The organism is Faecalicatena orotica (assembly GCF_003149245.1).
In the GTDB taxonomy this organism is placed as follows: domain Bacteria; phylum Bacillota; class Clostridia; order Lachnospirales; family Lachnospiraceae; genus Faecalicatena_A; species Faecalicatena_A orotica.
The window spans coordinates 74827-91189 of sequence record NZ_QGDL01000009.1; the positions used below are offsets into that span (position 1 = coordinate 74827).

20 protein-coding genes are annotated in these 16363 nt (G+C 45.9%); 16 read left to right on the top strand and 4 right to left on the bottom strand.

Features of this window, described 5'->3' with window-relative positions:
- Positions 1-171: 171 nt before the first annotated feature.
- Both A8806_RS14895 and A8806_RS14900 read left to right on the top strand, forming a co-directional pair.
- Positions 172-657 carry a hypothetical protein gene (locus A8806_RS14895; RefSeq protein ID WP_146203296.1) on the top strand — a complete coding sequence of 162 codons (486 nt, stop codon included), beginning with the start codon at positions 172-174 and terminating at the stop codon, positions 655-657.
- Positions 657-1130: an acyl-CoA thioesterase gene (locus A8806_RS14900; RefSeq protein ID WP_109732007.1), complete on the top strand. Its 474-nt coding sequence runs from the start codon at positions 657-659 to the stop codon at positions 1128-1130. The genes A8806_RS14895 and A8806_RS14900 overlap by 1 nt, the downstream gene beginning before the upstream one ends.
- On the opposite strand, the gene A8806_RS14905 is transcribed toward A8806_RS14900, so the two are convergent.
- Positions 1127-1408 (bottom strand): hypothetical protein, encoded by a 282-nt coding sequence (locus A8806_RS14905; RefSeq protein WP_109732008.1) that lies wholly within the window; start codon positions 1406-1408, stop codon positions 1127-1129. The two genes, A8806_RS14900 and A8806_RS14905, sit on opposite strands and share 4 nt — an antisense overlap.
- Positions 1359-1997 (bottom strand): hypothetical protein, encoded by a 639-nt coding sequence (locus A8806_RS14910; RefSeq protein WP_181368740.1) that lies wholly within the window; start codon positions 1995-1997, stop codon positions 1359-1361. The genes A8806_RS14905 and A8806_RS14910 overlap by 50 nt, the downstream gene beginning before the upstream one ends.
- Positions 1998-2123: 126 nt before the next feature.
- Here A8806_RS14910 and A8806_RS26255 point away from each other — a divergent pair, with 126 nt between their 5' ends.
- Positions 2124-2270: a hypothetical protein gene (locus tag A8806_RS26255; RefSeq protein ID WP_181368741.1), complete on the top strand. Its 147-nt coding sequence runs from the start codon at positions 2124-2126 to the stop codon at positions 2268-2270.
- A 77-nt stretch (positions 2271-2347) separates the two neighbouring features.
- Here A8806_RS26255 and A8806_RS14915 read toward each other — a convergent pair whose 3' ends face one another.
- Positions 2348-2608, bottom strand: coding sequence for a chorion class high-cysteine HCB protein 13 (locus tag A8806_RS14915; protein ID WP_109732009.1), 261 nt, complete (start codon positions 2606-2608; stop codon positions 2348-2350).
- A gap of 148 nt (positions 2609-2756) precedes the next feature.
- Here A8806_RS14915 and A8806_RS14920 point away from each other — a divergent pair, with 148 nt between their 5' ends.
- Positions 2757-3671, top strand: coding sequence for a S8 family peptidase (locus tag A8806_RS14920; RefSeq protein WP_109732180.1), 915 nt, complete (start codon positions 2757-2759; stop codon positions 3669-3671).
- A gap of 82 nt (positions 3672-3753) precedes the next feature.
- On the opposite strand, the gene A8806_RS14925 is transcribed toward A8806_RS14920, so the two are convergent.
- Positions 3754-6219, bottom strand: coding sequence for a GH39 family glycosyl hydrolase (locus A8806_RS14925; protein ID WP_109732010.1), 2466 nt, complete (start codon positions 6217-6219; stop codon positions 3754-3756).
- 290 nt (positions 6220-6509) lie between these two features.
- Here A8806_RS14925 and A8806_RS14930 point away from each other — a divergent pair, with 290 nt between their 5' ends.
- The 12 genes from A8806_RS14930 to ylxM all read left to right on the top strand — a co-directional run bounded on the left by A8806_RS14930 (position 6510) and on the right by ylxM (position 16363).
- Positions 6510-7592, top strand: a complete 1083-nt coding sequence (locus A8806_RS14930; RefSeq protein ID WP_109732011.1) for a zinc-dependent alcohol dehydrogenase — start codon at positions 6510-6512, stop codon at positions 7590-7592.
- Positions 7577-8476 (top strand): class II fructose-bisphosphate aldolase, encoded by a 900-nt coding sequence (locus tag A8806_RS14935; RefSeq protein WP_109732012.1) that lies wholly within the window; start codon positions 7577-7579, stop codon positions 8474-8476. Before A8806_RS14930 ends, A8806_RS14935 begins: the two co-directional genes overlap by 16 nt.
- Positions 8463-9671 carry a M20 metallopeptidase family protein gene (locus A8806_RS14940; RefSeq protein WP_109732013.1) on the top strand — a complete coding sequence of 403 codons (1209 nt, stop codon included), beginning with the start codon at positions 8463-8465 and terminating at the stop codon, positions 9669-9671. Before A8806_RS14935 ends, A8806_RS14940 begins: the two co-directional genes overlap by 14 nt.
- On the top strand, positions 9656-10555 hold the full coding sequence (locus tag A8806_RS14945) for an alpha/beta fold hydrolase (RefSeq protein ID WP_207657866.1): 900 nt from the start codon (positions 9656-9658) through the stop codon (positions 10553-10555). Before A8806_RS14940 ends, A8806_RS14945 begins: the two co-directional genes overlap by 16 nt.
- A 1-nt stretch (position 10556) precedes the next feature.
- Positions 10557-11546, top strand: coding sequence for an aldo/keto reductase (locus A8806_RS14950; protein WP_109732015.1), 990 nt, complete (start codon positions 10557-10559; stop codon positions 11544-11546).
- A gap of 13 nt (positions 11547-11559) precedes the next feature.
- Complete coding sequence (locus tag A8806_RS14955) at positions 11560-11988, top strand: PTS sugar transporter subunit IIA (RefSeq protein WP_181368742.1); 429 nt, start codon at positions 11560-11562, stop codon at positions 11986-11988.
- A 19-nt stretch (positions 11989-12007) separates the two neighbouring features.
- A complete protein-coding gene (locus A8806_RS14960; RefSeq protein ID WP_109732017.1) occupies positions 12008-12499 on the top strand; it encodes a PTS sugar transporter subunit IIB in 492 nt (163 codons plus the stop codon).
- 13 nt (positions 12500-12512) lie between these two features.
- Complete coding sequence (locus A8806_RS14965) at positions 12513-13259, top strand: PTS mannose/fructose/sorbose/N-acetylgalactosamine transporter subunit IIC (protein ID WP_109732018.1); 747 nt, start codon at positions 12513-12515, stop codon at positions 13257-13259.
- Positions 13260-13276: 17 nt separating this feature from the next.
- Positions 13277-14107, top strand: coding sequence for a PTS system mannose/fructose/sorbose family transporter subunit IID (locus A8806_RS14970; protein ID WP_109732019.1), 831 nt, complete (start codon positions 13277-13279; stop codon positions 14105-14107).
- A 34-nt stretch (positions 14108-14141) separates the two neighbouring features.
- Entirely contained in the window at positions 14142-14399 is a 258-nt protein-coding gene (locus A8806_RS14975) for an HPr family phosphocarrier protein (protein WP_109732020.1), read from the top strand.
- An 18-nt stretch (positions 14400-14417) separates the two neighbouring features.
- A complete protein-coding gene (locus A8806_RS14980; RefSeq protein ID WP_109732021.1) occupies positions 14418-15920 on the top strand; it encodes a phosphoenolpyruvate-utilizing N-terminal domain-containing protein in 1503 nt (500 codons plus the stop codon).
- A 71-nt stretch (positions 15921-15991) separates the two neighbouring features.
- Positions 15992-16363: a YlxM family DNA-binding protein gene (gene ylxM / locus A8806_RS14985; RefSeq protein ID WP_109732181.1), complete on the top strand. Its 372-nt coding sequence runs from the start codon at positions 15992-15994 to the stop codon at positions 16361-16363.

Consider the following 16363-nt stretch of genomic DNA (forward strand, 5'->3'; position numbering starts at 1 on the left):
GGGCAACCCCTCATTTAAATGAAATGGTTTTAGATTCTGATGTTTCAATCTTACAGGAAAGGCACACAGAATTCAACAGATTACGGAAAATTACCTTGAAGTGTGACTGCTTTAGAGATTATAATGGAGAAGTATCATTTCATAGAGTTTCTGGCTGCCGGGGAGGTTAATATGTTTCAATCAATGAGTAAAGAAGGTCTGGCATCTAAAGGGGCAATCCTGATCGGGAACGTGGAAGAAGGACTGAGACAGTATCAGTCAGTCATACTGAAAGGCGGAAAGCAGGCGATGGAAGCATTCCTTATGCGCTGTCTGGAGGAAAACAATGACAAGGCATACGCAGATTTCTATTATGCGGTGCTTGAAAAGGAACAAAAGGAACAGTTTGTGGCCGGGCTGGATGAGAAAGAAAAGTCTGTTTTTTCAGAATTTGAGACAGACCGGGGATGGGTCTACTATCCGCTTCAAGAGGAGAACTTAGGTTTTCTGGCCGGGATTACAGCGCGAAACTGGCTGTTTTCCACATTTTACTTTACGGGACATAAAGCGGTGGTCTGGGGGAATTATAATCTGGAGTATCCTCTGTTCTGTGAGGATCTTCAGACTTTGGAATTCTATAAAAATATAGCAGCAGAATGCGGATTGGAGTTGTTGTAATGGTTGAAGAGAGAAGAGTTGCCGATTCAAGGGTGGAGACGGTGCACATGGTGCGCCCGAACCATCTGAATGCGGCAGGACGTTTGTTCGGAGGAATCCTGATGCAGTGGCTGGATGATGTGGCAGGGCTGGTGGCAAAGCGCCATACGCGTGGCAATATTATTACTGCATCGGTAGATAATCTGAGATTCATACAGGGTGCCTACCAGAAGGATGTGATCGTGATCATCGGGAAGGTGACTTACGTGGGGAACACATCTATGGAAGTCCGTGTGGATACTTATGTGGAGAACATGGACGGGATGCGCCGCCCGATCAACCGGGCCTATTTCACAATGGTTGCCCTGGATGACAATGATAAGCCGACGAGGGTTCCGCGCCTGATTCTGGAAGGGGAGGAAGAGCGCGCAGAGTGGGAGGCCGCTGAGAAGAGAAGAGAGATGCGGATTAAGAGAAAAGAAGAAGGTTTTTAACCCTTCTTCTTCATAATTGAACTGACCATATTAATAGTCTGGTCGATCTGGGCCTGCTCCTGTTTGGATTTGCCTTCTTTGAGGATTTCCAGTATCAGTGACATCTCATCCCCTGTGAAACTGATGCCTTTTTTATTGGCATTGGTGATCAGGGCAAGCATGACCGGGGCAAGGTCCCTGCCGCTTTTGCCGGAAGTCTGGGAAGCTGCCATCTGTATCAGCTCCAGCTTAACCGGGTCTATATTCTTCATTGCCGGATTGTTCATCCATTCGTTCATCTGTATCATCTCCTTTCTCGAAAAAGCTGTCTTTTGTGCCGTCAGGATCTGTGCTGTTTTCATTTGAACCCATCTCATTTGAGTTCATTTCATCCTCAAACATATGATTGTACATCTGGAACATATTCTGCTGTTCAGGAGTCAGCATCCCCATCATCATATCCATCGGATTGAATCCGCCGGATCCCCCGCCAAAGGAGGAGAACATATCTGACATGTCTCCGAAGGGACTTCCGCCCGTGTCACCCCCGCTTCCCTGAAACATCTGTACCATTTCCATTATATTCATCATATTCGAAAAAGTGTCCATCATTTCAGCTTCTTTCGGAGGCATATAGGGTTTGATTTCCTGCAGCATTTCCATAGCGGTCGGCGGAGAACTGCGGTTGAATGCCTGAGTATGTAAAGGATTTCCGGAATTCTGAAAAAATGCCATTGTTTCTTTCAATTCCAGAAATTTGATAAAGACCCCAAGGAACTGCTGATTAGAAGAAGGAGTGTAGGGAAGGATCAGCTTCAGCATATGAAGCTGCTGCGGTATTACCAGTTCATCAAAAGGTGTCATTGGTTTTGGCGGTTGTTTTTCCATAAGCACTCCTAATTATAACGTTGTAAATATATATGTTCGGAAGTATAAAAATATGAGGATTTGGAAAGACTAAAGTTAATGTTCCTACATACTATAATAGGGAATAGAAAGGGAATGGTAATTGATATGAAACGAAAATTAATCATTGACGGTAATGCAGTATATGAGATTGATGAGGACTGCATGCTCAAGAAACGTCTGAACGAGAATAAAGATACGAAGGAACAGAAAGCGAAGAACAGCCAGAACCATGAGAATCAGGCAAGGCCATAAAAGAACCCCGGCACAGGAAGCTGTACCGGGGATTTTTAGGACTTTTTAGATTAGAATGTTCTATTGCAGTGAACGAATTAGCATCCGCAGCCATTGTTGCATCCGCAACTATTTCCGCCGCCGAAACCGCCACAGCAGCAAAGCAGTAAGATGATCCACAGGCAGCTGTCATTTCCGCCGCATCCACAGCTGTTTCCGCCGCATCCGCCGCCGAAACCGCCGCCGCAGCAGCAAAGCAGGATGATGATCCACAGGCAGGAGTTCATTCCGCCGCCACAGCCACCTCCGCAGTTACTCTCACATCCACATCCACAGTTTGTAGCACTTAAATCACTCATGTTAAATCCTCCATATATGTTTGATTACAGTTCATAATATGTAGCGGGTTACAAATGTGTGAGAAAGTTTTTGAAAAAATTTTACCGGACCTGTTTGACGCGGACGCAGGACAAGATTTCTGAATACCTTATTAAAAAAGGTGTTTCTATGAAATGGGTAAAACAGACAGTAGGGTATTGGTGCCCGGATATCCTGATAAATAAATGCCTGGGACAGGGTGTGCGGGTTGCGGTCCTTGATACGGGGATTACGCTGCACCCTGATTTTGATAGAAGAATCATCGGATTTCGAGATTTCGTTCATAATAAAGAAAAGATATACGACGACGGGAAGCACGGGACGCACGTTTCGGGAATTCTCGGCGGAAGCGGGAAACTTTCCTCTGGTATCTACGGGGGAATGGCCCCTCAGGCGGAAATCCTGATGGGAAAGGTACTGGACCATACGGGAAATGGCTCTGTTGATCACGTTGTTGCAGGCATAGACTGGCTGCTATCGGTCCACAGGCAGATGAAGCTGCGGATTGTGAATATCTCTGTGGGGACCCAGCCGGGACTGGATGCGGCGCAGGAGAAGCGCCTTCTGGACGCGGTGGACGCACTTTGGGACGAAGGGCTGGTTGTCGTTGTATCTGCAGGAAATTATGGCCCGAAAGAGGGAACCGTGGCGGTTCCGGGCACAAGTAAGAAGGTCATTACCGTGGGGGCGATTGAGGATCGGAGGGCAGTGGTACAGGGGAGGGGGAATACCGGAGAATGGAATTATTCCGGGAACGGCCCGACTCAGGAATGCATTGTGAAACCGGATCTGTCGGCGCCGGGGACGAATATTCTGAGCTGCAACGGAGACTATACCAACCGGTGGCAGAAACCGTATGTGGTAAAGAGCGGGACTTCGATGGCGACTCCGGTTGTATCAGGAGCCATTGCCTGCCTTTTGTCCAAATATCCGGATATGACGAATGTGGAAGTGAAACTTAGGCTGCGGGCATCCTGCGTACAGACGGAATACGCCCGGCAGGGGTGGGGGATGCTGCAGGTGGGGAAGATGTTCGAGGCTTAAGAAGTGAAGCAGGAGCTTGTTCTTTTTTAGAATGCTGTGCCGTCCATATTCTGCTATAAGGAATGTGGACGGCAGCAGCCTGTCAGGAGAGCTTTTCGATTAAAAGGAGCACTGCACCATGTACGGGAACGTCTTGTTCGATTAATAAATTTTCCTTTACCTGCTTCGTCTCAATGAATAATAGAGGGCCGTCCTTTGATTTCAAATATTTGTGAACGCTGCCACTGATGGAATCGGGATGCCCCATGTTCATCCAGGCATCGTATACGGAACCATGCAGCCTGTCGAGGAGATAGGCTTCTGTTTTATAATTGCCAGATTCCAGATTGAGTACCAGATTCAGTTTCAGCGTCTCTCCCTTTTCATAAATATTATATCTGTCAAAGCTGGACAGCAGATCCTTATCCCCTGATAAAAAGGTCCTGCTGAAATAACAGTAATTATAGAATATAAACTGGTACTGTTCTCCTGAGCGGGTAATAATGTAGGAATCACCGCGGAAGATCTCTTTATCCCCCAATTGATTTAAAAACCACAAACCTGTATAGGCTGGCTTTTTTAACCCGGCAGAAGTGAGAAAGCCGGGACCGCCGTAAAAAGTTTCCCCTGATGGAATAAGTTCGTTCGGGTAATCCTGCATTAGGGAATAGATAATTTCATCAATCTGCCGTGGCGCGTTCAGGTGGGTATGAAGAAGATAAGAAAGCATGAAAACGGTATCCCGGCAGTAATCCTGAGGATAGTCGTTAATGTTCCACTCTGAGGCAATCAGAGGTGCTGTGCACTGATTGCGCTGCATACAATGAATGATTTTCAGTGTGGATTCATTAAAATAATTCTGACTGTCTGTGAAGTCCGCATCTGTCAAACCAGAAGGTGCATAATAATGATGATTAAGATTGAGTGGATTTGTAGGTGTGTATAAGTAGACATTCATAAAATCAAATTGAATGTGCTCTTCCCTGCAGTAAGTAAAAAAAGAATCCAGCCAATCTTCTTCATAATCCGGCAGCAGGGCGGGAGAACCAATCTGCACCTGTGGGAGTATCTGGCGTATGGTCAGATATGTTTTTTTCATGAAACGGAAAAAATCATGTGCGGTTTCAGAAGTTCTCATGGCACCTTCTGACGGAAGAGACCAGACCTGGAATTTCCAACTGTTTACTTCCTGCCTGCCATAGCGCTCAATGCAGTGGGAACAGAAATCAGACAATATAAGGCCCCATTTTTTCCCGGAAGCCAGAATCGCATAATTCTGAGGCACAATCCCAAGCAGTTCACGTTTTGTAGCAAAGAATCCGCAGGATGGGCCAAACACAAAGAATGGTTTCAGTGAAAGATTACATATAAAGTCTAACAATTCATCTATTTCTTCCCAGAAATAGGTGTAGGTACCGTCTTTCGATTCTCTGCAGAAAAAAATGTCGTCGGAAAAGATTCCATAGAACCTTATATACTGGAATGGAATCTCTGCGGTCAGTTCACGGATTTCATTCTGTACCTTGCGATGCAGGCATAATGAAGCACTGCCGAGAAACAGCGTGCGGTTCCAGATCTGTTTCAGGGGCCAGTCCACAGCCGTTTTCAGGTTAAAACCGATATTGACAGTTCGGATTTCCTCATCCGGCAGTGTATATGGAACCTGTTTTCCGGGTGGAAAATCCTGAATCAGATTTTCTCTTGTAACGGGCTTTATAAGATCCGGGTCAGGGGATTTTTTTGAGCTTCGGTTCTTCGTGCGGTATTCGGAAGGGCTCTGTCCGAATTCTTTCTGAAACACCCGGCTGTAAGATTTCTGGGTGTTAAATCCATTGGCAAGTGCGATGTCTATAATCCTTTCTTCTGTATTACACAGCATGTCCAGTGATTTGTGGATACGAAGTCTGTTTACATAATCCAGAAATCCGGTTCCCATGACCGTTTTAAAATATTTTGAGAGATAAGGTTTGCTTAAACTGAATTTTTCAGACAGCATGTCAAGGGTAATTGTCTCCGAATAATTTTCATTCAAATAGCTTAGTATGTTTATAATCCGGGTCCTTTTTTCATCTTTCTTAACGTACAACTCAGAAGTTTGCATGTTAATACAGGACTCGCACAATTCTATGAGAATATTAGTGATGCATGACATCGACAATAGCAGGAATGTGTCAGGTTTTTCTACCAATTGATAAAGCAGTGTATGGAGCTGGGCATAAATATTTTTATAAACGGTATGTTCTCTGTTGTTTAACGTATCCCTGTATTGAAAGGGATAATCTGTAATTCCCGGATAGAAGCGGGTAAAAGCAAGCAGGTCGATGTGTATGCATAAAATCCGGCTCTCGGATGAATAAGAGTTAATGTGATGTAGTTCCAGACTGTTTACAAAGAAAAAATCTCTCTGGTTCAGAATGTACTTCTTGTAATCCACAGAATATTCCACAGAACCTTTTAAAATAAAAACCAGTTCCAGTTCAGGATGAATGTGCTGTTCTTCCTGAGACGGGGATTTGATTTCTATCCTATAGGGAAGATTTTGGCTTGATGAAATGATCTGTAAATCCATACGGAACCTCCTCGAATTATTAGAGCTTGTCTTTGTATGACTGCATCAAAGTACATGACATACTGCATGATATTATACATCTTATCAGTTTGTCCCGGATGAAGCCGGACAATTCTTAATTTATCATGTCCTTAAAATTAACCATATTTATTTTCGAATCGTCAAACAGAATTAAAAATAGGAAGAAAATAACAGAAAAAAGGAAAATAATATAATATTTAACATATATAATGAAAACAATCAATATAAAAACAGAAAAATAAAGAAATAATTGAAAAGGAGGCTGCATAATGGAGGAAAGAATGAGGTTTGGAGTAATCACAGCTGCACATCAGGCGGAAGTGCATGAAAGGCCGCTCCCGCCTCTGGGGGATGATCAGGTTCTGCTCAGGATGGAAACATGCAATATCTGTACAACAGATTACGGTCTGTGGACCGGGGCAAGAAAAAATCAGCCAATGCCGATGGCCGGAGGACATGAAAATGCAGGGGTAATCATCAAAAAGGGGAAGAATGCAGGCAGTCATCTCAATATTGGCGACAGAGTCGGCCTGGTAGCTTATGAGAACTGCGGGCAGTGCAGGGAATGCAGGCTTGGCCATACTCTGGGCTGTACGAATATAGAGGACGACTGGGTACAGTCAGAGGACGGATACTGGGGAGACTTTGGTTTTGCTAATTATTATGTGGCGGATGCGAGAAATGTGATCAAGTTTCACTCAGATATTCCTTTTGAAGAGATTGGATTTCTGGAGAATTTGTCCACAGTTATGCATGGGATCCGTATGCTGGATATCAAACCTTTTGAAACCGTTGTGGTGATCGGTGCGGGGACAATGGGACTCTTGAATGCAATGGCAGCAAGGGCCTATGGTGCGGAGGTTCTGGTTACTGAGGTTGACGAAAAGAAAATAGCACGCGCAAAGGAAGAAGGATTTCCGGTGATTCATCCGGGGGAGGCAGGATATCAGGAGCAGATACGGGAATCTTTTAATGGCAGGGCGCTGAACTCCATTATTGTGGCGGCAGGCGTGACACCTGCGAACAGGCAGGCGCTAGAACTGGCCCAGATGGATACGAAGATTCTTTTCTTTGCAGCGGGATACCCGGCACCTGACCTCCCGGTTGGTTCGAATGAGATTCATTACAAAAGGCTGCGCCTGATGGGAACCTTCGGCGCGGAATTAAGTGATATTCAGATAGCGGCAGACCTGCTCGATTCCGGGCGTGTAAAAGTAAGTGGACTGATCGAGGCGCATTATCCTTTGGATGACATCCAGAAGGCTTATGAGGCCGCAAGTACTCCCGGGGCATACAGGGTAGCAGTTCATATGTGGAAGGATGAGGAGGAGTCATTATGTACGTTACGATGAAGGAAATAGTAGACAGGGCTTATAAAGAAGGATATGGAGTACCGGCAGTACTGGGGGAAAATGAAACTTGCATTATTGCGGCAATCGGTGCGGCAGAAGAAACGAAATCTCCTTTGATTTTTATTAATTTTGTGGATACAATGCCAGATCCTTTCTTCTACTGCCGGATGGTAAAAACCTATGCAGACCAGGCATCCGTACCGGTTGCACTCTGTCTGGACCACAGCCCCGATTTTGCAGATGCAGTGGCAGGAATACAGGCCGGATTTTCGGCAGTTATGATTGACCGTTCCAGACTCCCGTTTGACGAGAATGCTAAAGAAGTAAAAGAACTGGTGCGTATAGCACATTCCGTCGGCGTCACGGTAGAGGCGGAACTGGGGCATGTGGGAGACGGGGAAAATTATGAAACAGACGGAAAGACTGCATTTACAGATCCTGACGAAGCACAGCGTTTTGTGGAGGAAACGGGAATCGACTGTCTTGCTGTCGCAGTGGGAACTGCACACGGGGCATACCGTGGAACACCGAAAATCCAGTTTGACAGGCTCAGAGAGCTCCATGAGCGGTGCAGTGTACCTTTAGTCCTGCACGGCGGTTCAGGCAGCGGGGACGAGAATATCTATAAAGCCTGCCAGAACGGGATTGCGAAAGTCAACTTTGCACGAGATATCGTGCAGGCTGGCTATGATGCCCTCATGGAAGCAAAACTTGAGGGGGACAGCATGTATGATTTCTTTGATGTAATCACAAATGGAATCAAAGAAAAAGTAAAACACTTTTTTGAAATTACTGGCTGCAAAGGAAAGGCCTGGTCCCAGATCCCGGAATTCGGGGTCCAGAAGCTTGGCCTTGAAGGCGGGAAAGAGCATGAAGATAAATAACGATCCGATTAAATGGGAAAGAGCAGATGAAGATTATGTCATATCATGTTACAGGGAGCTGCACCAGATTCCGGAGACAGGACTCTTTCTTCCCCAAACAAAGGCTTACATAGTGAAAAAACTACAGGAAATGGGGCTTACACCCGTGCATTATGAGGGACACAGCAGTGTCAGTGCGAAGATTTGCGGAAGGGATGAAAGCCGGGTGATTCTGCTTCGTGCCGATATGGACGGACTTGAGATGGCAGAGGAGACGGGGCTTCCATATGCATCAGCAAATGGAAACATGCACAGCTGCGGACATGATGCCCATATGGCGATGCTGCTCGGCGCGGCCCGGATTCTTATGCGGTACAGGCAGCGGATGAAGGGATGTGTAAGACTCTTATTTCAGGCGGGGGAAGAGGAACCGGGAGGGGCTGTCCTGCTGCTTGGCCAGGGGATTCTTGAAGGGCCTGTGGAGGCTGTATTCGGACAGCATGCAGGAAACCTTGCGGGACTGCCAAAGGGGAATATCGGAGTGAAATCCGGTCCGGTGATGGCGGCAAAAGACAGTTTTTCCATTACAATTCATGGAAAAGGGTGTCACGGTGCGATGCCGGAACAGGGAATCGATCCTGTAGTAACTGCCGCTCAGATCATTCTGGCTTTGCAGACACTAATCAGCAGGGAGCGCAGAGGGACAGAACCGGCGGTGCTTACAGTTGGATCGGTACACGGTGGTACGGCTGACAACATCATTTCCGACAGCGTGGTCATGAGAGGGGCTTTGAGGACAACAGACAGCAAATTCAGGGCGTATATGGAAGAACGGATCGTTACGATCTGCACTAAGACTGCCGAAGCAATGCGCGCAGGCTGTGACATCCATTATAGCAGAGGGTATCCGGTACTGGAAAACGATCCGGCCTGTACTGCATTTTTCAGAGAACAGGCACAGCGGTTCTGGGGGAAAGAACAGGTATCGGAATTGGGAAGTGCGATACTTGCCAGTGATGATATGGCCTGTTATCTGGAACAGTGCCCCGGTGTTTACTGGTTCTATCAGACTATTGAGCCGGAAAGCCCATATGGGAATCACCATCCCGGGTTTGTAACGGATGAAACGTTATTGATGAAAGGTGCCGCCTTTCTGGCACATCTTTCAATGGAATGGTTTTTGAAGAAGGAGGATGGGAATTGTTTGCAGAAATAAACGGAGCAAGGATATTTTTTGATGTAGAAGGGAAGCAGTTTGTGCCGGAAGGCCCCGTTATGAAAGAAAAGCAGGTCTGTTTTGTCGTACACGGCGGGCCCGGCTGTGACCACGGGGATTACTGCCCGGTATTAAGCCCTCTCAGTGACTATATGCAGCTTGTTTATATCGACTACAGAGGAAACGGGAGAAGCGAAAGAACGAAAAAGGAAGAGTATACCCTTGATCAGAATGTAGAGGATATCGAGGGGCTCAGAAAATACCTCGGACTTGATAAAATCTACCTTCTGGGGCAGAGTTATGGCGGTTATGTAGGGCAGGCCTATGGAATCCGTTATCCGGAAAATTTAAGCGGACTTGTGCTGATCACTACGGCTTGTGATCATTCCGTCCACGAAAAAGGAATTGCGGAATTAGAAAAACTCGGGACGGAGGAACAAATACAGATGGGTAAAGACTATTTGTGGCACGGGACTTTTCCGAATAATGAAGAATATGACAGATATTATAAGGTTTTTATGGACCTGTACTCTTATAAAGTAAGAACCGGGGAAGTAAGCAGAGAGGAGGCCGAGGAGGAGATCCGGCGGGGAATCCCGTCCTATGAAGCGGTAAATCAATGGTTTGGCGGGGAACAGCTGACTTTTGATTTTCGGGAAGAACTTCACACGATCACCTGTCCAACATTGGTAATCGGAGGCAGGCATGACTGGGTGGCACCGGTTTCATTTACTTATGAGATTGCAGACCTGATTCCAAAAGGAAAGGCTGTCGTCATGGAAAACAGCAGTCATTCCGTGTTTACAGATGAACCGGAGGAAACATTAAAGGAGATTATATCCTTCATTTTGGACCATGAGAAGCAAAAGGAGAAGGGAGTGTAAAATGAGATATAAACATTTTAAAAATGCAGATGTCAGAGTTTCCGTACTGGGACTGGGAAGCTGGGGGAATGGAGGGGCAGATGCACAGGGAAATAACTTCTACGGAAGATTTACAGAAGAAGACTGTCTGAAGGCGATGGATGTTCTGATTGGGGAAGGCGTTAATCTGATTGATACGGCCCCGGCTTATGGCTGGGGGAGTTCGGAAAGACTGGTTGGCAGAGGGGTAAAAGGAAAGAGAGATAAAGTATTGATTTCCACGAAATGCGGCCTGCTTCCTGACCCGGAAGAGGAGTGTATTAATTCGGCATCCTATCCGTCAGTAATCCGGCAGTGCGAAGAGTCTCTGAAAAACCTGCAGACAGACTACATAGACTTCTATTTTATACATGAACCGGATCGGGAAACACCTATAGAAGAGACAATGGGGGCTCTGGAAGAATTGAGGAGACAGGGGAAAATCAGATTCACCGGCCTGTCTAATTTTACAAAAGAGGAGACGGAAGAGGCGATGAAATACGGAAGGATTGACGTGATCCAGCCATCCTTTTCCCTTTTAAACCAGACAAATAAAGAGATGATTCTGTGGGCAAAAGAACAGGGCATTGACACCATGTCATACGGGACGCTGGGCGGAGGTATCCTGTCTGGTATTTACCGGCATATTCCAGAATTTGAAGAGAATGATATCCGGAATAATTTTTATTCTCTTTACTATAGGGAGCCGGTGTTTTCAAACATTATGAAGCTGCTGGAGACAATGGATGATATAGCGAAGGCCCATAACCGGCCGGTGTCGCAGGTGGCGGTCAACTGGAGCACACAGCAGCCATATATAGGGACAGCCCTGATTGGGGCGCATAATGCAGGTAAGGCAAAACGAAATTGTGAGGCTTTCGAGTGGACGCTTACGGATGATGAGATCAGTAGAATTTCTCTGGAAGCGGAAAGGCTTGGGCTGACAATGCTGGAGCCGTCCTGGGATGAATAGGAGGGAATGGACTATGGAAAGCGTTTTTGATGCAGCTAAAATAAATCAGTCCCAGCCCGGAATATTACTGTTAAGCCACGGGCCTTATGCAAAGGCTCTCTTCGAGACAATGGAGCTAATTTATTCTGAAGTAGATAATGTGGCGGCTTTCTCGCTGGAAGAAGGGGATAATGTAGAAGAGTTTTATAAAAGTTTTGTAAAGGCGATGGAAAGTTATAAAAAAGGCTGTATCTGTCTGGTAGATCTGATGGGCGGAACACCCTGCAACCAGTTGAGAAAATACTCTCTGGTACAGAAGAAAGAGGTGTATGCGGTATTGGGAATGAACCTGCCTATGCTCTTAAGTGCGGTAGAATTAAGGCAGGAGACTGATTCCCTGGCGGATATGGCGAAACAGCTCGTTCTGGACGGACAGGAGGGTATCATGAACTTTAACGAGTAAGAGGAAGGGGCGTAAAGGAATGGCAAATATAGGATTAATCAGGATAGATTACCGACTGGTGCACGGACAGGTGGTAGTCAGGTGGAGCAAGGCGGTCCATCCGGACCGGATCGTAGTCATTGATGACGTGCTCTGTAAAGATGAGATGATGATGCTTGTATATAAAATGGCGGCGCCTAAGAATTATGAATTCAGTCTTCTCGGGACCTCAGACTTTATTGAAAAATGGAAGGCAGATACATTTCAGGATGAAACCCTGCTTGTACTGTTCCAGACAGTAGAGTCCTGCTATAAAGCATTCGAAGAGGGAATGCCGATGGACAAAGTACAGCTTGGAAACTGCCCGAAGGAACCAGGAAAAACAGATGTGTGCAAATATATTTTTCTAAGTGATGCAGAGGCCGGGATGCTGGAAAAAATGAAGGAGAGCGGTGTCACGATCTGCATGCAGAATGTGCCGGACGACAGAGAACTGAAGTATTCTGTAATTGAGAAAAAGATGAAGAAGTAGGGAGGGAATCTATATGACGTTGAAGCTCGCTATTATTTCCGGCATTATATATGGTTATGCCAATACGGAAATGTTCTATGTGCCGATGAATATATTCTGGCTGTGTGGTCTTGTACATGGCCTTATATTCGGCATTGTAACCGGTGATATTTCCACTGCTATGATTCTTGGCGGACAGATTACCCTCCTGACGATCAGCCAGGTGGCATCCGGCGGGGTAGAGCCGTCGGATATCTGCCTTGCCTCATGTATTACGATTCCTCTGGCACTGATTACAGGTATGGATGTTAAAACAGCCTTGCCGCTGTGTATCGCGGTGGGACTGATCGGCAATATGAATACCCCGTTTTTCTATTCAGTAAACAACTATATGGCCCATGTTGTGGATAAATATGTCGACAGAGGGGATATCAGGGGGATCAAAAGAATGACATGGCTGACTGCAGCCATTGATTTCGTAATCTCATTCCCATTTGCATTTATCGGTGTTTATTTTGGATCTACTGTTGTCATGGCACTTGTTGAGAAGATGCCGGAGTGGATTGTGAACGGGTTAAATGTAGCCGGTGGTATACTGCCTGCAATTGGTATTATGGTAACGCTGAAGGTGATTGACCGGCCAAAGATGATTCCTGTATTCCTGATGGGATATTTCATGGTTATACTATTCGGAGTTTCTGTAATCGGGGCGGCCATTATGGGCGGCTGTGTTGTAGCGATTATGTGGAATGTGTCTGCTTTCAGAACGGAAAAGCAGTAGAGAGGGTAGGTGGAAATATGGCTGAAAATCAAGAGAAAGAATCTGTCCTGACTAAGAAAGATATCAGAAAGGCTTATAATGGATGGCACCAGTGGGCAGAAGTAGGACACTCTTACGAGAGGATGCAGGGAATCGGCATGTGCCGCTCTCAGCTTCATATACTGGAAAAATTATATAAAGATAATCCGGAGGGACTGAAAAAAGCACTGAAAAGGCAGTCGGAACTATTTAATACAGAAGGCTGTATCGGGGCAACGGTCGTAGGGGCAACCGTGTCGATGGAAGAGACTATGGTTGAACTCCCTGAGGAAGAAAAAAACTCGATCATCACCAGTTTAAAGGTTGGCCTGATGGGACCGTTTGCGGGGCTGGGGGACTCTCTGAACTGGACGGTACTGAAGCCGATATTTCTTGGGATCGGCTGTGATCTGGCGATAAAAGGGAACCCTCTGGGTGCAGTCATTGCCATCATATTTGCAGTGCTGATGTATCTCGAGGGACGATATCTGTACCAGATGGGGTACAGGATGGGAAAGAGTGCATTTACAGCGATCTTAGGCGGAAATCTGATCAGTAAACTGACTACCATTTCCAGTATTCTGGGTATGTTTATGATGGGCGCCCTGGGAGCAAGTTATGTTTCTCTGGCGACTCCAATTGAGATTGTAATCGGAAACAATGATGCCATTGTACTGCAGGAGGCACTGGATTCTATCGTAGGCGGGATTCTGCCGCTGGGCGCGCTATTTTTGATCCATTTTATTATGAAGAAAACAAACAGGTATGGACTCATCTGCCTTTCTGTTATGGCAGTCAGTGTGGTGGGTTCATTCTTCGGAATCTTTTAAGAAGCGGCACCCTGATATATGACAGGAGGAAGAGATGGAATCATTTACCTATACGATTAAATGTGAAATAGGAATTCACGCGAGGCCGGCAGCAATGCTTGTGAAACAGACCCAGTCCTATACTTCGGAAGTTATCCTGTCAGCACAGGGGAAAAGGGCCAATGCTAAAAAGCTGCTGGCAGTATTGAAGTTAGGGGTTTCAAAGGAAGTAAAAGTAACGGTAACGCTGGAAGGTCCGGATGAGGCAAAAGAGGCACAGATACTGGAACAGTATTTTCAGAAGAATTTATAGATCAACAGGAGAGCCGGAATGGAAAAGTATGAAGGAAAGCTGGTAGTTCCCGGTGTCGCTGCCGGCACTGTATTTGTCTATTTGAAACAGAAACCGGATATCAGGCAGCAGGACGGCCAGGATAAGGCAGAAGAAATGAGGAGATTCCAGAATGCAAAAGTAAGGGCTGTTGAGCAGCTGAATCTCCTGTATGAAAAAGTCTCGGAGGAGATTGATCAGGATACAGCGGCCATTTTTGAAGTACAGGCTATGATACTGGAGGATGAAGACTATAATGATGCGGTTATACAGCTGATTCAGGAACAGGGGAAAAGGGCGGAATATGCGGTCGCGCTGACGGGAGATATGTTTTCCGGATTTTTTACTGGCATGAAGGATGAATATTTCCGGACAAAATCTATTGATATTATGGATGTGACAGAAAGACTGGAACATATTCTGAACGGAAAGGAAAAGCAGCAGATCCCTGAAAACGAGCCGGTCATACTGGCAGCGGAAGATATGGCACCGAGCGAATTAATACAGATTGAAAGAGAAAAACTGCTTGGCCTTGTGACGCGGTTCGGCTCGGCCAATTCCCACACGGCGATGATTGCAAGGGTACTGGAGCTGCCAATGATGATTCAGACAAAGATCAAGAAAAACTGGCATGGAGAGGAAGCCATTCTGGACTGCGAGGAGGAATGCCTTTATCTGCGGCCCGATGATGAAGTAAAAGAGATGGCGCTGAAGAAAATCAGGGAGTCCCAGAAGCTGATCCGTACGATGAAAGGGAAGGCGACACTGACCCCGGAAGGAAAACCTTTACCGCTTTACAGCTGGATACAGGATAAGGCCGATATAAGCAGGGCTGGAAGATTTGAGGGTGAAGGTGTGGCTTTGTTTCGAAACTGGTATGCTCCGTTTACAGAGGCGTGTCTTTATGAGGCATATAAAAATCTGATGGGAACAAGGGCCTGGAGGAAACTGATCATCGGAGGGGATGGAGGGGAAGAATCTAAGGAACGACTGAAGATTCAAATGAAAGCCGCACTCAAAGTAAGTGCTTATGGAGCCTGTTCACTTGGTTTTTACCATGTGGCAACAATCAGCAGACTGGATGTCGTGAAAGGCTTGATAAAAGAAACAAAAGAGGAACTGGAGTCTGAGCGGATTCCATTCAAGGATATCCCGACAGGAATCTTGATTGAAACGGCTGGTGCGGGGATGATCAGTGACATACTTGCAGACAATGTAGATTTTATCGGTGTTTTTTTAAAAGAGCTGACAGAAAATATGCTGGCTGTACATCTTACAGATCAGGAATATCCGGAGGACACAGAAGGTTTTTATCCGTCTGTAATGAGGCTGCTTATGTTGATCTGTGACGATACGAAAAAGGCGGGAGCCACATTTATTCTCTGTGGAAAAATCAGGAGGGATGGGACGCTGATACGAGAATTGATTACAGCCGGGATTGACGGTATTTGTGTTCCAGATTCCCAGATACTTTCTTTAAGGGAATGTATCAGTATGCTGTGAATTGTTATCCATTTTCAAAAGAAGAGACAGGTGTCAAGAAAAAATACTTGACACCTGTTTTACTTTTGTGTATGATAACTAAGGTGATGAATGTGAATGAGATTTTAGAACAGGCGTTGTTATACGATTTTTATGGTGAACTTCTCACAGATCACCAGAAAGACATTTACGAACAGTTTGTACTTGAGGATTTATCCTTGAGTGAGATTGCACAGGATGCAGGAATCAGCAGACAGGGTGTTCACGATCTGGTGAAGCGCTGCCAGAAGATTCTGGAAGGCTATGAAGTCAGGCTGCATCTGGTGGAAAAGTTCCTTTCGATTAAGGAAAAGGTTCATAAGATTAACGAAGTTCTCGATTCATATGAGAAGCAGGGAATGGAACCTGAAAAGATGGCTGAGAGAATCCGGAAGATTTCGGATACGATAATAGAGGAGTTATAG